At 39.3% G+C, this 18141-nt stretch carries 15 protein-coding genes; 3 read left to right on the top strand and 12 right to left on the bottom strand.

The features are described from left to right. Window positions 1–151: 151 nt before the first annotated feature. The 6 genes from clpX to ACFIJK_RS01360 form a co-directional block, all read right to left on the bottom strand. Window positions 152–1426: an ATP-dependent Clp protease ATP-binding subunit ClpX gene (gene clpX, locus ACFIJK_RS01385; RefSeq protein WP_273723371.1), complete on the bottom strand. Its 1275-nt coding sequence runs from the start codon at window positions 1424–1426 to the stop codon at window positions 152–154. Between the two features lie 183 nt (window positions 1427–1609). Further along, on the bottom strand, window positions 1610–2242 hold the full coding sequence (gene clpP, locus ACFIJK_RS01380; protein ID WP_012755012.1) for an ATP-dependent Clp endopeptidase proteolytic subunit ClpP: 633 nt from the start codon (window positions 2240–2242) through the stop codon (window positions 1610–1612). A gap of 146 nt (window positions 2243–2388) precedes the next feature. Then, window positions 2389–3198 (bottom strand): hypothetical protein, encoded by an 810-nt coding sequence (locus tag ACFIJK_RS01375; RefSeq protein WP_375625953.1) that lies wholly within the window; start codon window positions 3196–3198, stop codon window positions 2389–2391. Between the two features lie 10 nt (window positions 3199–3208). Continuing rightward, the gene (gene trkA / locus ACFIJK_RS01370; RefSeq protein ID WP_012755010.1) at window positions 3209–4585 is read right to left on the bottom strand and encodes a Trk system potassium transporter TrkA; all 1377 of its coding nucleotides are present in this window, start codon (window positions 4583–4585) and stop codon (window positions 3209–3211) included. Between the two features lie 4 nt (window positions 4586–4589). Beyond that, the gene (locus ACFIJK_RS01365; protein ID WP_012755009.1) at window positions 4590–5948 is read right to left on the bottom strand and encodes a sigma-54 dependent transcriptional regulator; all 1359 of its coding nucleotides are present in this window, start codon (window positions 5946–5948) and stop codon (window positions 4590–4592) included. Between the two features lies 1 nt (window position 5949). After that, window positions 5950–8217, bottom strand: coding sequence for an ATP-binding protein (locus ACFIJK_RS01360; RefSeq protein ID WP_375625950.1), 2268 nt, complete (start codon window positions 8215–8217; stop codon window positions 5950–5952). Window positions 8218–8390: 173 nt separating this feature from the next. On the opposite strand from ACFIJK_RS01360, the gene rirA reads away from it, so the two are divergent. Genes rirA through ACFIJK_RS01345 form a run of 3 tightly spaced genes read left to right on the top strand, consistent with a single transcriptional unit; the run spans window position 8391 to window position 10534 of the window. Then, the gene (gene rirA / locus ACFIJK_RS01355) at window positions 8391–8834 is read left to right on the top strand and encodes an iron-responsive transcriptional regulator RirA (RefSeq protein WP_273788340.1); all 444 of its coding nucleotides are present in this window, start codon (window positions 8391–8393) and stop codon (window positions 8832–8834) included. Between the two features lie 24 nt (window positions 8835–8858). After that, the gene (locus ACFIJK_RS01350) at window positions 8859–10049 is read left to right on the top strand and encodes a bifunctional 2-C-methyl-D-erythritol 4-phosphate cytidylyltransferase/2-C-methyl-D-erythritol 2,4-cyclodiphosphate synthase (protein WP_375625974.1); all 1191 of its coding nucleotides are present in this window, start codon (window positions 8859–8861) and stop codon (window positions 10047–10049) included. Continuing rightward, window positions 10046–10534: a CinA family protein gene (locus ACFIJK_RS01345; protein WP_375624974.1), complete on the top strand. Its 489-nt coding sequence runs from the start codon at window positions 10046–10048 to the stop codon at window positions 10532–10534. The genes ACFIJK_RS01350 and ACFIJK_RS01345 overlap by 4 nt, the downstream gene beginning before the upstream one ends. 540 nt (window positions 10535–11074) lie before the next feature. Here ACFIJK_RS01345 and ACFIJK_RS01340 read toward each other — a convergent pair. The 6 genes from ACFIJK_RS01340 to pdhA form a co-directional block, all read right to left on the bottom strand. Then, complete coding sequence (locus ACFIJK_RS01340) at window positions 11075–11536, bottom strand: type II toxin-antitoxin system RatA family toxin (protein WP_375625947.1); 462 nt, start codon at window positions 11534–11536, stop codon at window positions 11075–11077. 2 nt (window positions 11537–11538) lie between these two features. Further along, window positions 11539–12501, bottom strand: a complete 963-nt coding sequence (gene lipA / locus ACFIJK_RS01335) for a lipoyl synthase (protein WP_273723360.1) — start codon at window positions 12499–12501, stop codon at window positions 11539–11541. A gap of 67 nt (window positions 12502–12568) precedes the next feature. Continuing rightward, complete coding sequence (gene lpdA, locus ACFIJK_RS01330; RefSeq protein WP_375625945.1) at window positions 12569–14029, bottom strand: dihydrolipoyl dehydrogenase; 1461 nt, start codon at window positions 14027–14029, stop codon at window positions 12569–12571. Between the two features lie 220 nt (window positions 14030–14249). Then, window positions 14250–15593: a pyruvate dehydrogenase complex dihydrolipoamide acetyltransferase gene (locus ACFIJK_RS01325; protein WP_375625943.1), complete on the bottom strand. Its 1344-nt coding sequence runs from the start codon at window positions 15591–15593 to the stop codon at window positions 14250–14252. 14 nt (window positions 15594–15607) lie between these two features. After that, on the bottom strand, window positions 15608–16975 hold the full coding sequence (locus tag ACFIJK_RS01320; protein WP_375625941.1) for a pyruvate dehydrogenase complex E1 component subunit beta: 1368 nt from the start codon (window positions 16973–16975) through the stop codon (window positions 15608–15610). 16 nt (window positions 16976–16991) lie between these two features. Further along, window positions 16992–18032, bottom strand: a complete 1041-nt coding sequence (gene pdhA / locus ACFIJK_RS01315) for a pyruvate dehydrogenase (acetyl-transferring) E1 component subunit alpha (RefSeq protein WP_375625939.1) — start codon at window positions 18030–18032, stop codon at window positions 16992–16994. Window positions 18033–18141: the final 109 nt, after the last annotated feature.

The raw sequence follows: 18141 nt of genomic DNA, 5'->3' as shown, positions 1-18141 counted from the left end.
CAACAACCAGCTCACCTTTAGAAAACCTCAGCTCTTCACAATACATGAAGTGGTAATTACTAATACATAAATCAAGCATTATAATGATATTATTATAAACACCCATCAAATACCGTTTATTACCACCTTTCATATTGTGCTTAGCACAATATCATGCTGATACATTTTCTTTATCTTCTGCACGTTCTGAGTAAATATAAAGAGGACGCGCTTTCCCATCAACGACATCACTCGAAATAACCACTTTTTGAACGCCTTCAAGAGCCGGTAGCTCAAACATCGTCTCAAGAAGGATCTTCTCCATAATAGAACGTAAACCACGAGCACCGGTTTTACGTTCAATTGCTTTCTTCGCAATAACACGTAAAGCATCTTCATGAAATGCTAACTCGACATTCTCCATTTCAAAAAGACGCTGATATTGCTTTACTAACGCATTTTTAGGTTGTGATAAAATTTGCATGAGGGCGTTAACATCTAAATCCTCTAAGGTAGCGACTATAGGAAGGCGCCCAATAAATTCTGGTATTAGACCAAATTTTATAAGATCTTCAGGCTCTAAATCACGAAAAATTTCACCGACACAACGCTCATCAGGAGCCTTAACGGTCGCAGAAAAACCAATAGAAGTTTTTTCACCACGCCCTGAAATAATCCGTTCTAAACCTGCAAAAGCTCCCCCACAAATGAATAAGATGTTTGTGGTATCAACCTGAAGAAACTCTTGTTGCGGATGCTTACGTCCACCTTGAGGAGGAACAGAAGCAATCGTTCCTTCCATAATTTTTAATAACGCTTGCTGAACCCCTTCCCCCGAAACATCTCTTGTAATAGAAGGATTGTCAGCCTTACGAGAAATCTTATCAACCTCATCAATATAAACAATACCACGCTGCGCACGTTCAACATTATAATCTGCTGCTTGAAGAAGTTTCAAAATAATATTTTCAACATCTTCACCCACATAACCCGCTTCAGTCAAGGTGGTCGCATCCGCCATCGTAAAAGGCACATCAATAATACGTGCTAATGTTTGTGCAAGATAAGTTTTACCACAGCCCGTTGGACCAACAAGAAGAATATTTGATTTAGCCAACTCAATATCATTGCTTTTAGACTGATGCGCCAACCGTTTATAATGATTATGAACAGCAACAGAAAGAACACGCTTTGCATGCTGCTGACCAATAACATAATCATCAAGAACTGTTATAATTTCCTGTGGCGTAGGAACACCATCACGCACCTTAACCCCAGAAGACTTATTTTCTTCCCGAATAATATCCATGCAAAGCTCTACACATTCATCACAGATAAATACAGTAGGCCCCGCAATGAGCTTACGCACCTCATGCTGACTCTTGCCGCAGAACGAGCAATAGAGAGTATTTTTTGATTCGTTCCCGCTATTGCTAATTTTGCTCATTTTTCTTTCCTTTCACCACGATATATGAATACTTTGCCTTTTCAAAGGAAGCTTTTCATCATGAAAACTAAAAGACATATAGAAAACCATGCATGTCTCAATCTTTTTAGGTGTTTGTCTTATTTTGCGATATTTTTTATAAAACTCTGTGATTTAAAGTAGCTGTTTTTTCTATAAAAACTCTTAATCTTTTTCTTCTTTTTCAGTTTCTGCACGATATTGTATAACATCATCAACTAAGCCAAACGCTTTGGCTTCTTCTGCTGTCATAAAATGATCGCGATCGAGAGTTCTCTCAATAATCTCATAATCTTGACCTGTATGTTGAACATAAATTTCATTTAAACGCCGTTTCATCTTTATAATGTCTTGCGCATGTCGCTCAATATCTGAAGCTTGACCTTGAAAACCACCAGATGGTTGATGCACCATAATACGTGCGTTTGGCAATGTAAAACGATGACCTTTTGCTCCAGCTGTTAACAATAAAGACCCCATAGATGCCGCCTGCCCCATGCAAAGCGTAGAAACAGGAGGGCGAATAAACTGCATAGTATCATAAATAGCCATACCAGATGTTACGACACCACCTGGAGAATTAATATAAAGACTAATTTCTTTTTTAGGATTTTCCGCTTCCAAGAAAAGCAATTGTGCACAAACAAGCATTGCCATACCATCTTCGACAGGACCATTAATAAAAATAATCCGCTCCTTTAAAAGACGGGAAAAAATATCATAGGCCCGTTCACCACGATTGGTTTGTTCAATAACCATAGGAACAAGGCTTAATGCTGTTTTCATTGGATCACTCATATTTTTACTTTCCGTTCATATAACAACCGCTCTTTACACATTCAATGTTTTTATCCATATGTTAACATTACTCTCTTGCGCAAGCTACAATCAAGAGCTATTTAAGGTAGATTAAAATCTCAATAGTTAAAATAGCAATAATAACTCTATCTAAACAAATGATGAACATCAGGGATGCGAGATACCGCCCAATGGTAAAAACTTCCTTCCTGAGGTCTTTTCGTGGTCTTTGTCTTTCTGTGAATATGAAAGCCTATCAAGCGTGAATCTGTAAGCGGCTTTATGCCAAAAGCTGGTTCAAAAATACGTTCAGTTTTTCGCCCAGTCCAATAATAAAAAGTTTCCTTTTCCTTTGCTTCATGAAAAAAACCATATCGTTTTGCTAATCGTGAAATACCATCATTGCCAAATATCGTAACACCAAGACTTCCCGGTAAAATCGGCATTTTTTTTCTCTTTAACCAGAATGGTCTCCAAATACGACGCTTAAATCCAAGCCAATGAGGAATAATTTCTGTGCCTGCCCAATAATCTTCAAATATTTTTATAATAGGGTTATTGGGCGGAAAATAAAGTGCAGAAACGCCTACTCTTGTATTATTTTCTCTTGCCAACCAAACCTTATCCGCATCTGGATGAAATTGTTTAACAAGGTAAACATCTGTATCTAACCAAACACCTTGTTGATATTTCATCAGCATAACACGAAAAAAATCCGAAAACTGAACAATTGTACACCCTGGTTTATTATCAGAAAAATCGGGGTCAAGGCGATAAATTGCTGAGCGTGGTAAAATTGATTCGGCTTCATGCAACTCAACACCGGCAGGAAGATTATCTATTTTTTTATCATAACTAAAAAGCTTAACGCGCTGTCCAGTTTTAACCATTGAGGACAAACAAAGCCTATCCACCAATCTTAATTGTCCACTATACCAAAAAGTACAAATATCCATAGATAATATATCAAAAATATTCTAAACTTACGCGAAAGAGTTGTTCAACATCACGAACCCTATCAGCAAGAGCAAAAATCACTATTCTATCACCAGACAAAATGCGCGTATCTGCCGAAAGTTGTATTATTGTCTTATTGCGATAAATTGCACCAATTCTCAAACCATCTGATAAATTGAGCTCTGATAATGACTTACCAACCAATGAAGATGTTTGCATCACTTCAGCTTCAATAATTTCTGCTCGGCCATTAAAAACTGAATGAACAGAACGAATACGTCCACGGCGCATTTGTTGCAAAATTCTCGATATTGTAACGCTATGGGGATTAAGATATGCATCCACACCAACAGCACGACTAAATTCTTGATAGGCAACATTATTAATCAATACCATATTGGCTTTGCAGCCCAATCTTTTAGCAATAATAGCGCTTAAGAGATTAACCTGATCTTGATTGGTCAATGTAATCATTAAATCGGACTGATCAATTCCCGCATCTTGAAGAATCACTGGATCTAACACGTTACCGTATAAAACTGTTGTTTTTTCAAGCTGATCAGCAATCGTGAGAGCTCTTTCTCTATGCGATTCTATAATCTTCAATTTTAATTTATGGAAACGCTTTTCAATAGCCTGTGCAACATAAAGGCCAATGTGACCGCCTCCTGCAATAATCATGCGGTGGGCATCTTGTTCTTTATGACCAAAAAGCCCAACAGCACGGCGCATTTGATCACGAGCAACAACAAGATAGGTTATATCACCAACGCGTAATTGCGTTTCTGAATGTGCAACCAATAATTCCGCGCCACGTTTAATAGCGGTAACCGTCGTATGAAGATCTGGAAAAAGCTCTGTTAATTGACGCAAAGGTGTATTAATAACTGGACAATCTTCCATGCATTCCAAGGCTAGCGCAACAACATCATCATTACAAAAATAAAGAACATCTATTGCACCAGGTAAAGCAATACGGCGCAAAACCATTTCCCCAACTTCAACTTCTGGCGAAATAACCACATCAATGGGAATATTCTCTCTGGAAAAAAGCGTCTTATAACGTGGTTCTAAATAAGATTGTGAACGAATACGAGCAATTTTTGTGGGCACATTAAATAATGAATGTGCTACTTGACAAGCTACCATATTGACTTCATCAAACAAAGTGACAGCAATCAACATATCAGCTTTGTCTGCATCTGCAGCCAAAAGAACTTCAGGACGTGAACCGTGACCAACAAAACCTCTCACATCCAATGTATCGCGAATCTTTTCAATTAATCTCGTTTCAATATCAATAACAGTAACATCGTGATTTTCAGCAGCAAGACGCTCTGCTATCCCATACCCAACCTGTCCTGCTCCGCAAATAATAACACGCATCGCTTTAAGAAACTCCAAGCGCTTTAAGTTTACGGTGCAAAGCTGAACGCTCCATGCCTATAAATTCAGCAGTACGTGATATATTTCCACCCAAACGCCCAATCTGTGCCACTAAATATCTCTTTTCAAACAATTCTCGTGCTTCACGTAACGGCAAATCCATTATACTTTCATCTGAATCCATTTGAAGACGTGGCAAAGAATCACTTACTTCACTGGGAAGAAAGTCCGCTGTTATAGGACCATCACCATCCCGCACAAGAATAAGAAGACGCTCAATATTATTGCGTAATTGCCGCACATTACCCGGCCAAGCATGCGTTTGCAAAATAGCAATCACATCATCACTGATTGCACGCGGTTTAATCCCAACCTGCTGTGATATTGTTTTTACAAAATGATGTACAAGTTCTGGAATGTCTTCACGACGCGCTGAAAGGGGCGGAACAGCAATAGGAACAACCGAAAGACGGTGGAAAAGATCTTCTCTAAAGCGCCCATCAGAAATGAGGTTTTCAAGATTTTGCGCTGTCGAAGAAATAATACGCACATCCACTTTAACACGTTTTGTGCCGCCAACTCTTTCAAATGTCTGCCCCGTTAACACCCGAAGAATCTTACCTTGAGTCTCACGTGGCATGTCAGCAATTTCATCAAGATATAATATACCGCCATGAGCTTCCTCTAAGGCACCGATCTTGCGCTCTCTTCCTTCCATTTCACTGCCAAACAGCTCTATTTCCATTCTTTCCGGAGTAATCGTTGCAGCATTTATTGTAACAAATGGCCCATTCGAACGCGTTGAGAGCGCATGAATAGTTCGTGCAACAGTTTCTTTTCCTGCCCCTGAAGGACCTGTTATCATGACGCGACTATTGGTTGGTGCTACTTTTTCTATGATTTGACGCAAATTTTTTACAACTGTCGATTTTCCGAGCAACTCTAATGTCTCGTTCGAACGCTTTCGCAATTCTAAAAGCTCACGTTTTAAATTTGAGTTTTCAAGTGTTCTCTCTGCAACCAATACAAGTCTATCAGCTTTAAAAGGTTTTTCAATGAAATCATATGCCCCTCGCTTTATAGCGGAAACAGCCGTCTCAATATTACCATGACCAGAGATCATAACGACCGGAAGAGCCGGATATTGCGTTTTAATTTCATCAAGCAATGCTAAACCATCAAGACGACTACCCTGTAGCCAAATATCCAAAAAAATGAGCTTTGGAATACGCTCACTAATTTGAGCCAATGCTTCATCAGAGTTACAAGCAACACGCGTTTCATAACCTTCATCATCTAAAATACCAGCAACAAGCTCACGAATATCTGCTTCATCATCAACAATCAAGATATCTGATACCATACTATTCCCCTATCTTATGATTTATGGCTTGTATAATACTACCCTGCTTACCCCCATCCGCCGGAAATATCAAACGGATCATCGCACCACGACCTTCATAAAAACTCTCCGGTGCATCATGAAGCTCCATGGAACCACCGTGATCTTCAATAACTTTGCGCACAATGGCTAACCCGAGCCCTGTTCCTTTTTCCCGCGTTGTTATATAGGGCTCTAATAACTTTTGTCTTTGCTCTTTAGGAAGTCCTTTCCCATTATCAACAACATCCACAACCACCCATTCCTCTTGACGATAAGAACGGACAAGAATATGACCGTGAATATTTTCCTCTCGCACAACTGAATCTATGGATTCGCTCGCGTTTTTGATAACATTGCAAAAAGCTTGTACAATGAGACGGTTATCAAATGCACCCATAAGTGGTAGACTTCCTAAATCTTGCTCAAAATGAATATCATGTCGTGTCACTTCTATCAAGAAACATGCTTCGCGCAACAATTCTCGTATATCTAAAATATGCATTTGTGGTTTGGGCATACGTGCAAAAGAGGAAAACTCATCAACCATACGCCCAATATCTCCAACCTGTCGAATAATTGTCTCAATACACCGCTCAAAGACCTCTCTATCTTGTGTAATAACTTTGTTATAACGTTTACGAATGCGTTCGGCGGATAACTGAATGGGTGTGAGGGGATTTTTTATTTCGTGTGCAATACGCCGTGCAATATCCGCCCACGCCGCTGTACGTTGCGCTGCAACAAGGTCTGTAATATCATCAATTGTTAGAACCCAAGATTGCCCCTGTCCATCATCCTCTTCCATCGTAACTTGGACATTACAGACACGCTCTTTTCCTGCAACGTTTAAAGTAACCTGCTCACGATGATTTTTACGATCCAATGAACGTGCAAACTGAAAAACCTGCCAAATTTCAGCACTTAAAGATAAAAGACTTTGTCCAACAACGTGTTCAGAGCGAATATCAAACATCGCTTCAATAGACCGATTAATAATTGTAATATCACCATTATCATCTATACCTGCTACTCCTGCTGTTACACCCGATAACACTGCTTCAGAAAAACGCCTTCTCTCATCAATTTGATCACGCACTGCAATCAACTCATTGCGCCGACTTTTCAATTCACTAACCATGTAATTAAAAGTTTTGGATAATTGCCCAATATCCCCATCTTTTGCTCGTACTGGCACAAAAATTTCCATATTTCCAGTAGCAACATCATCAGCTGCACTAATGAGAAGACGAATAGGACGTACTAAGCGATCAGCGACAGCAATAGCGGCCCAAATAGCTGATAGGAATAAACTAAAAAAAAGACATAAATAAAGCATACCAAATGCAATTTGCGTCAGCAGGCGATTTTCATTTAAATCACGATAACGATCTGTATTGACTTCTGTCAAACGCAAAGCAGATAAAACACCTTTATCAACGTCACGCACCAAATATAGAAATGTGTTTGGAATGTTGGTAAATTTTAAAATAATACCAAAATAATCATGCACGCCTGGTTGAAAAGAAAAAGGCCTCGCACTGGTTGCACGTTCAATAAGATTGGAAGGAGGAATTGGCAGTTTATCTTCATCACCAAGAGCACTCGATATAAAAATAGCTCCGCTAGAACTTAACAAAAATGCGCCACGCAAATTGCGTCCTATAGCATGGCGCGTCAATTGCATCCTATATTCAGCTGGATTACGTTCTAAGAGTTTTTTGTTATCAAGTGCAAATGCCATCGCGTAGGATAAATTTTTTAAATTTTGAAGCATTTCATCTGCATAAGCATTTGCTAAATCAATAGAAGAGCCCACAATTTGCCGCGTTGTTGTATCAAACCATCGATCAAGTCCCAAATTTAGTGCTGGACCCGATACAAGAGCTACAGCAACAGCTGGCATTGTTGCAACAAGTGCAAACAATGAAATAAGGCGCACATGAAGACGCGACCCTGCACGCCTTGAACGCCAAGCACGAATGATCGGAATCATCTCATAAAAAACGATGACAATAAGCCCTAAAACCCAAAAACTATTAATCCCTATAAGAATAAGAGTTACTGTTCTACTGGGAACAACAGGGGTTAATCCAATAAGAATAATAAATGAAACAGAGGCCGTAAGTAAAGCCAATACAATAATTGTAATCCCTAAAAAAATATATACCTTACTTAAACGATACAACTCATCGTTATAAGTATTTTTATCTATGTCTTGAAGATTCGTCACAGATGTTATATTCGTCATGAGCTTACATACCCTTATCCCATTATTCTCATATAACCTTTTGTAGCAAAAATTGACAATACTAATACTACATTTAAAATAGAGCAAATATAGTCAACGAGAAAGAACTTCTACATTTTGCAAAATATCTTTAAAATAAACTGTGTTCGACGATACTTTACGAAGGAAATGAGATGCGATTAACAAAACAAACAAATTATGCTCTTCGAATGCTCATGTATTGTGCAGATAATCAGGGAACTCTCAGTCGTGTTCCAGAAATTGCTAAAGCATATGCCGTTTCAGAACTTTTTTTATTTAAAATCCTTCAGCTGCTTGTTCAAGCAGGTTTTATACAAACAGTGCGTGGACGCAATGGTGGAGTTAGATTGGCGAAACCCGCAGCAGAGATTTCAGTCGCTGATGTTGTGAAAGTAACAGAAGATAACTTTTCCCTAGCAGAATGTTTCGATACTGCAGAACCAACTTGCCCCTTGATCGATTTTTGTGGTTTAAATACCGCACTTCAAAAAGCATTAAATGCTTTTTTTGAGGTGTTATCCGTGATATCCCTTGCTGATCTACAACAACCATCCTTTCAAAATCATTTTAAAATTAATGACAAAAAGGCAAACTAAGATTATAATACAAGGAGATTAGGTATTTCTATTGCAGCAATAATATTAGCCGCTGGACGTGGTGAAAGAGCAGGATCTCCCCATGAAATTCCAAAACAATATCGGCTTCTAGGACAAAAGCCGATTATTTATCATACCGTGCATTGTTTTTTGCAGCATCCAGCTATCACAACAATTATCCTTGTTATTCATCCAGAAGATCGTCAAATCTGTGAACAAGCTATTGGTGATTTTAAAGAGCGCCTTATTATCGTTGAAGGAGGCAATACACGTCAAATCTCTACCTTAAATGGACTTCAGGCACTCAAAAAATTTAATCTCCAATATGTGCATATTCATGATGGTGCACGCCCCTTTATCGAAAACAAGCTTCTTGATAACATTCACAATACAATCACGCCTCAAGAAGGTGTTCTTCCTGTTCTTCCCATCTCTGATACCCTTAAACGTGTAAATAATCAGCATGTTTTAGAAACAATTCCCCGTACCCATCTTTATAGTGCACAAACTCCACAGTGTTTTCCCTTTGAACATATCTTAGCGGCCCATAAGCAAGCAAAACAAGCTTGCAAAAAAGAATTCACTGACGATTCTGCGATTGCCGAATGGTTTGGAATTCCTATGCGTATCGTTCCTGGGGATCCTAACAACATAAAAATTACATGGCATGAAGATTTTAATACCGCACATTTATATCTCCAAAAGAAAATGCAAATGTTTCCTGATATCCGCACCGGCAATGGTTATGATGTTCACTCTTTCGAGGAAGGTGACTTTCTTATTTTATGTGGTATAAAAATCCCTTTTCATAAAAAATTAAATGGACACTCCGATGCAGATGTTGCTCTTCACGCGCTAACAGATGCCCTGCTCGCTACGCGAGGTGCTGGAGATATTGGCACACATTTCCCTCCCTCTGATCCCCAATGGAAAAATGCATCATCAGAAATTTTTCTCCGTCATGCTCTTGATATTCTAAAACAAGCAGGTGGTCGTATCGCCAATGTTGATATCACAATTATCGCTGAAAATCCTAAAATTGGTCCCTATCGTCATGCCATGACAGAAAATCTTATGACAATACTTTCAATGACACCTGATCGAATCTCTATCAAAGCAACAACAAATGAAAGGCTTGGATTTATTGGTCGTGGTGAAGGAATTGCTGCTCTTGCAACAGCGAGCGTTCTTTATTCAGGAGAACTTCCCCAATGACATATCTTTGTGAAAAACAAGCACATGAAGTCCTTAATATCTTTCGCCAAAAAGGTTTGCTGTTAACAACTGTAGAGTCTTGTACAGGAGGACTCATTGCTGCAAGCCTCACAAATATTGCAGGCTCGTCAGATGTTCTCGATTGTGGATTTGTTGTTTATTCAAATGAATCTAAAACACGCCTTGTTGGCGTTTGTGCTGAACTTATAAAAACCTATGGCGCCGTTTCAAAAGAAGTTGCTCTTGCAATGGCTGAGGGTGGATTAAAACATTCACAAGCTGACATTGCAGTCTCTGTAACAGGAATTGCTGGTCCAGGAGGAGAAAGTCTTGATAAACCTGTAGGACTTGTGCATTGCGCAGTTGCTTACAAAAATCATAAAACTCTGCACAAAGAAATGCACTTTGGTCATCTTAACCGCAATGCTATCCGCCATGCAACTGTTGAAAATGTTTTTAAAATGATTCTGGAATTGCTTCACTGAATTCCCCATACTAATTTCAAAGCTCTCTATTCCACATTGAGTCTATAATCGTCAACATCTTGAAAAAATGATTTATTGCACCACAACTTTCAGTTGAATTAATCAAATTTATTCACTTGCACGCCACAAGAAAAAAACTGTATAAATAAAATGATTAAAGAAAAGGATACTTGTACCTCTCTCAAATGCTAAGAGCTCGCGCAACATCTCGAGAGATAGCAAATAAATGGTGCAGGCTGACTTCTTCATAAGTGTAAAGATGTTTATTTATATACTTTTACGAGTATCTATACTATTTATTATGAAATGGGTATGACGCAAGCATGTCCTATTTGGGCGTTTTGTTTGGATATGCCTCTATTAAAAAAGAGAAACAAAAGCGTGAAGCTGTGCATCATCTTCATCATTTAAAATGATATTCCTTTAATATGCTTTTCAAAGCTGAAAAAGATGAATTAAAACAAATAGTAAAGATGGAAACCAGTTTTCACCTTCACGCCGTTATAAGCAATACGTATTGTTAAAAAATAACAGAATAGACTATGTTATCGTAGAGCCATAAATCTGATGCGCACGCTTCTCAAAAGCGTCGGTGAATTTACGAAACGCAATATCAAACATTGAGCCCATCACTAATCCAAGCGTTTTACTTTTAAATTCATAATCAATAAAAAACTCTACATTACATGCATTGGTATTTTCAATATCATGAAAGGACCAACGATTTTCAAGATATTTGAATGGACCATCAATATATTTAACTTCTATAAGATTTTTTTCCGGCTGAAGAAATACTTGAGTCGTAAAAGTTTCACGGATAATCTTATAGCCAACGGTCATATCCGCAAGAAGCAACATTTTTTTCCCATACTCTTTTCGAGAACGTACTATCAAAGACTCACACATTGGTAAAAATTCAGGATAACGCTCAATATCTGAAACCAGCTCAAACATTTCATTGGCACTATGAGTCATCTGCCGATGTATTGTAAAAATCGGCATAATTATCTCTGTAAGGAAAATTTTTCATCACGCGCTTTTTGCAAAATAGCAAAATCATCTCCAGCATGATGAGATGAACGCGTCAGAGGATTGGAGGCCATATGTAAAAATCCTTTTACTTTACCAATCTTGGCAAAAGACTCAAATTCTTCAGGAGGCACAAAACGAACAACTGGATGATGTTTTCGTGTAGGCTGCAAATATTGTCCAATCGTCATAAAGTCAACATCAGCAGAGCGCAAATCATCCATCAATTGCAAAATTTCATTTCGCTCCTCCCCAAGACCAACCATAATTCCCGATTTTGTAAAAATTGTTGGATCAAGTTCTTTAACGCGTTGTAATAAACGAATTGAATGAAAATAACGTGCCCCTGGACGAACCTTCAAATATTTAGAAGGAACTGTTTCTAAGTTATGATTAAAAACATCAGGCTTAGCAGCAACAACAACTTCTAAAGCGCCATCCTTATGACGAAAATCAGGTGTCAGAACTTCAATTGTTGTTTTAGGAGTTTTTTGACGAATCGCATAAATAACTTTTGCAAAATGCTCAGCACCACCATCAGCAAGATCATCACGATCAACAGATGTAATGACAACATGTTTTAATTCCATCCGTGCAACAGCATCGGCTACACGTTCTGGCTCATTATCATCAACGGCAAGTGGAATACCTGTTGCAACGTTACAAAAAGCACAAGCACGCGTACATATTTCACCTAAAATCATAAAGCTAGCATGCCGCTGGCTCCAACATTCGCCAATATTAGGGCAACCAGCTTCTTCACATACAGTCACTAACTTATGCGTACGTACAATACCATGTGTTTCCTTATAAATTGGCGATGTTGGCGCTTTTACACGAATCCAATCTGGCTTTTTTTGAACGCTTGTATCAGGACGATGTGCCTTTTCAGGATGACGCAAACGTCTATTTGTAACTCTATCAACAACCGTAACCATTTAAGCCTTTGCCTTATAAATACGAAGTAACAATCAAAAATATAAAATCTTTCATACAATCCAGTCATCAAGCGTTTAAAACTTGACCATAAGCATCCAATACACTTTCTTTCATCATTTCCGATAAAGTCGGATGTGGAAAGACAGTATGCATTAATTCTTCTTCTGTTGTTTCAAGATTCATAGCAATAACAAAACCCTGTATCAATTCTGTTACCTCAGCCCCTACCATATGGGCCCCAAGAAGCTGTCCTGTTTTTTTATCAAAAATTGTTTTTACTAACCCCTGATCTTCACCCAAAGCAATCGCCTTGCCATTCGCAGCAAAAGAATAACGACCAATACGTATATCATAACCTGCTTCTTTTGCTGTAGCTTCTGAAAGCCCTACAGAGGCAACCTGTGGTGTACAATATGTACACCCTGGAATTTTTCTTTTATCAAGCGGATGAGCATTCTTTAAACCTGCAAGATGCTCAATACATATCACACCTTCTTCTTCTGCTTTATGTGCCAACATAGGAGGACCTGCTACATCACCAATAGCATAAATGCCTTCCACCCCCGTCCAACTCCATTCATCGGTTACAATGCACCCGCGATCGGTTTTTATTCCCAAAGCTTCTAAACCAAGATTCTCAATATTACCTTGCACCCCAACAGCCGAAATCAACCGGTCAACAGTCATTGACTCTATTTTACCTTGAACATCAATATGTACAGTCACAGAATCAGAAGATTTTTCAACCTTTGTTACTTTTGCTTGACGAAGAATGCGTAAACCTTTTTTCTCTAACTGTTTACAAGCAAACGTTGAAATTTCAATATCTTCAGCAGGCATGATGTGGGGCATCATTTCAACAACAGTTACTGTCGCCCCCATATCACAATAAAAAGAGGCAAATTCAATGCCAATAGCCCCAGACCCTATAACCAAAAGCGATTTTGGCATTGCTGGCGGTATCATAGCTTCAAAATAAGTCCAAATGAGTTTTCCATCTGGCTCAATACCAGGAAGGACACGAGGACGTGCACCCGTTGCAATAATGATATGCTTTGCTTGATATGTTCCCTCCCCTAACGTCCCTTTAGGGACTGGATTTTGCGGTTGCATAATCGGTTTGGAGGATGAAGAAACCATAATTTCCGCAGGATGGCTTCTCTTCGCTTCTTTAGTAAGCTTTGCTTCACCCCAGATAATATCAATTTTGTTTTTTTTCATTAAAAAATCAACACCAGCATTTAAACGTGCTGAAACACCGCGTGAACGTGCCACAACATCTTTGATGTTTGCCTCAATTGAACCATTAATTTTTAGTCCATAATTTTTTGCATGTTCAGCAAAATGTTTCATTTCCGCTGAACGTAGAAGGGCCTTTGTTGGAATACACCCCCAATTTAAACAGATCCCTCCCAAATGTTCACGTTCAACAATCGCAGTCTTAAAACCACATTGTGCTGCACGAATTGCGGTTACATATCCGCCTGGACCTGATCCAATCACAATTACATCATAAAGATTTGCCACAGTAATTCCTCCATGGATATATATAAAACGGATATGCATTTTTTGAACTTAAAACTGCAAAACAACATCACAGAATTATCTTATGTCTTTTTCTTTAAGCTTCACGTAAATGCTTTACCCAAACCAGAAATAGCAATAACATTGCTCTTCAAACTCTTAAATTTGTTTTTATTCTCTTAACACACTCTCTCACAATTTACGTGAAGAACTGTTAAACAGTTCAAACCAACATTGCTAATGGATTTTCAATCATCTTCTTAAAAGCCCGCGCGAGCTCTGCGGCTAAAGCACCATCGACAGCACGATGATCCGCAGAAATTGTAACTGACATAACTGTCGCAACAACTAATGCACCATTTTTAACAACAGCGCGTTCTTCCCCTGCACCAATCGCAAAAATCGTCGCATGCGGTGGATTAAGGATAGCCGAAAAACTTTTTATACCATACATCCCCATATTTGATACAGCTGTTGTTCCACCCTGATATTCTTCCATTTTTAACTTGCCCTCACGCGCACGCTTTGCAAAATCCTTCATCTCTTTGGAAATAAGTGATAACGGCTTTTCCTCTGCATGGCGAATAATCGGCGTAATTAATCCATTGGGAATAGAAACAGCAACCCCAACATCACAATGTTTATGATGAAGCATTCCGCCTTCAAGCCAAGAGACATTCGCATCAGGAACAGCTTTCAAAGAAAGTGCGACAGCTTTGATCACCATATCATTAACAGAAAGCTTATAAGTAGGCTGAGTTTCTTCCTGCCCCTTAATCATTGGTGCAGCAGCATTCAGTTGTGTACGCAGTGCTAACAGCGCATCAAGTTCACAATCTACCGTTACATAGAAATGTGGAACTCTCTGTTTTGATTCCATCAAACGTGTTGCGATTGTTTTACGCATATTATTATGGGGTGCGAAGGTATATTCATCCTCTTTAAAGAGTTTCAGTATCTGTTTGTCAGAAGCACCTGTAGCTACTAGCTCCCCTATTTGTGATGAATAAGACACTTTAGAAATATCACTACTCACAGCTTTTTCTACATCGCGCTTGATAATACGCCCATGCGGACCACTTCCAGAAATAAGGGATAAATCAAGGCCTTCCTGAGATGCTAATCGCCGCGCTAAGGGAGAGGCAAAAAGACGCGCTACCTTTTTATCTTGCTGTATTAATTGCTGAGCTGATGATTCATGAGACATTTTTGTACCCTTTGAGTCCGTCTGTTTCAGAGTATCTGTCTGTTTTACGCCCTCTGGTTCTTGTTTTGTAGAAGAAGAGATTTCTTCTGAAACTTTTGCCGCTTCAGCTAAATCTTCACCTTCTTCTGCTAAAACAACAATTAAAGCATTTACTTTAACGCCTTGTGTTCCAGCAGGAACAACAATTTTGGCAACCCTACCTTCATCAACGGCTTCGACTTCCATTGTCGCTTTATCCGTCTCAATTTCAGCAATAACATCACCGGAGGAAACCTTATCTCCCTCCTTAATATTCCATTTTGTTAAATTTCCCTCTTCCATCGTAGGGGAAAGTGCTGGCATTGTAATTTTAATGGGCATTATGCTTTCCTCCGTTATGCTCTGTATGTCACAGCCTTAACGGCCTCAATAATCTCAGCAGTATTAGGCAAAGCCAACTTCTCAAGATTAGCAGCATAAGGCATCGGAACATCTTTACCAGAAATCGTAGCAATTGGCGCATCAAGATAATCAAAAGCCTGCTGCATAACACGCGTTGCTATTTCAGTTCCCACGGATGACTGAGGAAATCCCTCTTCAATCGTTACCAAACGACCTGTTTTTTTAACTGAAGAAAGAATTGTTGGAAGATCCATCGGGCGAATGGTTCGTAAATCAATCAATTCAACATCGATACCAAATTGTTCAATTTCCGGCAACGCTTGAACGGCATAATGCATTCCAATTCCACACGCGACAATCGTCACATCTTGTCCAGACTTATGAATACGCGCCTTACCAATAGGCAAAACAAAATCATCCAATTGAGGGACATCAAATTGATGCCCATACAAAATCTCATTTTCAAGAAAAATAACAGGATTATCATCACGAATAGCAGCTTTCAGCAAACCTTTTGCATCTGCAGCACTATAAGGCATGACAACTTTCAGACCTGGTACATGACTATACCATGCAGCATAGCATTGAGAATGTTGAGCACCAACACGGGCAGCCGCGCCATTGGGACCCCTAAAAACCATAGGAGCGGTCATTTGTCCACCAGACATATAACGTGTTTTGGCTGCTGAGTTAATAATTTGGTCCATCGCCTGCATCGCAAAATTAAATGTCATAAACTCGACAATAGGACGTAACCCTCCAAAAGCAGCCCCGACAGCCAGCCCAGCAAAGCCGTGCTCTGTAATTGGGGTATCAATAACTCGGCGTTCTCCGAATTCTTCCAACAAACCTTGACTAACCTTATAGGCACCTTGATATTGCGCGACCTCTTCCCCCATGAGAAAAACTTTTTCATCACGCCGCATTTCTTCAGCCAAAGCCTGATTAAGCGCTTCACGAACTGTCATTGTAACCATTTGTGTTCCCGCTGGAATATCAAAATTAGGAGATGTATCAAAAGTAGAAGCAGACTGCGGAACTGACGATGCCAGAGAAAGAGGAGATTCCTTAGTTTTTTTTGCTGTATCAGTAGGTTGCGAAATATCCTCAGCACGCTCACCTTCTTCTAACAAAATCGCAATAACAGTATTAACCTTTACGCCTTCAGAACCTTCAGGCACAAAAATTTTACCAAGAGTACCTTCATCAACGGCCTCTACTTCCATTGTAGCCTTATCCGTTTCAATTTCAGCAATAACATCGCCAGAGCTAACCTTATCACCTTCTCTCTTGAGCCATTTAGACAGTTTACCTTCTTCCATAGTTGGTGAAAGCGCCGGCATCAAAATATCAATAGACATACTTGCTTCCCTCGCATCAAACTAAAATATCAGTATAGAGCTCAGAAGCATCTGGCTCTTGATCACTTTGTGCAAAATCTGCCGCATCAGCAACAATTGCACGAACCTCTTTCTCAATAGATTTTAAATCGTCTTCGCTCGCCAAATTTTGTTTAAGAATCCGATTTTTTACTTGATCAATCGGATCGTGTTCCTCTTTTATTTTTTGGACTTCCTCCTTTGAACGATATTTTGCTGGGTCAGACATGGAATGACCACGATAGCGATAGGTCTGCATATCAAGAATGATTGGTCCTTTACCTGAGCGTGCCCAAGAAATTGCTTCATCAGCAGCTCCTTTTACTGATCGAACATCCATACCGTCAACAACAATACCTGGAATTTCAAAAGAAAGACCACGTCGGGAAAAATCAGTTTCTGCAGATGCACGTGAAACTGACGTTCCCATAGCATACTGATTATTTTCAATAATATAAACAACGGGAAGCTTCCAAAGTGAAGCCATATTAAAACTTTCGTAAACCTGCCCCTGATTTGCGGCACCATCACCAAAATAAACCAATGTCACATTATCTTTACCAAGGTACTGATTCGAAAATGCCAAACCTGAACCAATTGGAACCTGCGCACCAACAATACCGTGTCCTCCATAAAAGTTCTTTTCTTTAGAGAACATATGCATCGAGCCACCTTTCCCTTTGGAAAAGCCACCTTGACGTCCCGTTAATTCTGCCATGACACCACGCGGACTCATCCCAACGGCTAACATATGACCATGATCACGGTAAGACGTAATAACCTGATCACCTTCTTTTGCCGCTTTCAATGTTCCTATAACAACGGCTTCCTGACCAATATAAAGGTGACAAAATCCCCCAATAAGCCCCATACCATAAAGTTGTCCTGCTTTTTCTTCAAAACGGCGAATTAAAAGCATTTCACGATAAGCATCAATTTCTTCTTCTTTTGTAAAGTCTGCTATTGGTGCTTTCTTTGTGGTGCTTGATAATGCAGTGCGCGCCACCGACGCAGAATTTTTTTTAAGTCGTTCTGCCATATTAAACTCCCTTTTATGATTATTTAGGAATAACCTTTACGAACAAAAGTTACAAGCCTTATCAATCGGCTTAAACAATATCATTGCTGATTGTTGTTTAAAGTAAGCG

The organism is Bartonella sp. PS17NMGDW (assembly GCF_042193555.1).
GTDB classification, from domain to species: domain Bacteria; phylum Pseudomonadota; class Alphaproteobacteria; order Rhizobiales; family Rhizobiaceae; genus Bartonella; species Bartonella grahamii.
This window is presented reverse-complemented; position numbering and strand designations above follow the sequence as displayed.

Bases quoted from the DNA above. Each gene is read 5' to 3' on its own strand.
- ACFIJK_RS01325 (WP_375625943.1), bottom strand. From the start codon at position 15,593: ATGCCCATTAAAATTACAATGCCAGCACTTTCCCCTACGATGGAAGAG.
- clpX (WP_273723371.1), bottom strand. From the start codon at position 1,426: ATGAGCAAAATTAGCAATAGCGGGAACGAATCAAAAAATACTCTCTAT.
- ACFIJK_RS01320 (WP_375625941.1), bottom strand. From the start codon at position 16,975: ATGTCTATTGATATTTTGATGCCGGCGCTTTCACCAACTATGGAAGAA.
- ACFIJK_RS01345 (WP_375624974.1), top strand. From the start codon at position 10,046: ATGACATATCTTTGTGAAAAACAAGCACATGAAGTCCTTAATATCTTT.
- trkA (WP_012755010.1), bottom strand. From the start codon at position 4,585: ATGCGTGTTATTATTTGCGGAGCAGGACAGGTTGGGTATGGGATAGCA.
- pdhA (WP_375625939.1), bottom strand. From the start codon at position 18,032: ATGGCAGAACGACTTAAAAAAAATTCTGCGTCGGTGGCGCGCACTGCA.
- lipA (WP_273723360.1), bottom strand. From the start codon at position 12,501: ATGGTTACGGTTGTTGATAGAGTTACAAATAGACGTTTGCGTCATCCT.
- ACFIJK_RS01365 (WP_012755009.1), bottom strand. From the start codon at position 5,948: ATGGTATCAGATATCTTGATTGTTGATGATGAAGCAGATATTCGTGAG.
- ACFIJK_RS01340 (WP_375625947.1), bottom strand. From the start codon at position 11,536: ATGCCGATTTTTACAATACATCGGCAGATGACTCATAGTGCCAATGAA.
- rirA (WP_273788340.1), top strand. From the start codon at position 8,391: ATGCGATTAACAAAACAAACAAATTATGCTCTTCGAATGCTCATGTAT.
- clpP (WP_012755012.1), bottom strand. From the start codon at position 2,242: ATGAGTGATCCAATGAAAACAGCATTAAGCCTTGTTCCTATGGTTATT.
- ACFIJK_RS01375 (WP_375625953.1), bottom strand. From the start codon at position 3,198: ATGGATATTTGTACTTTTTGGTATAGTGGACAATTAAGATTGGTGGAT.
- ACFIJK_RS01360 (WP_375625950.1), bottom strand. From the start codon at position 8,217: ATGACGAATATAACATCTGTGACGAATCTTCAAGACATAGATAAAAAT.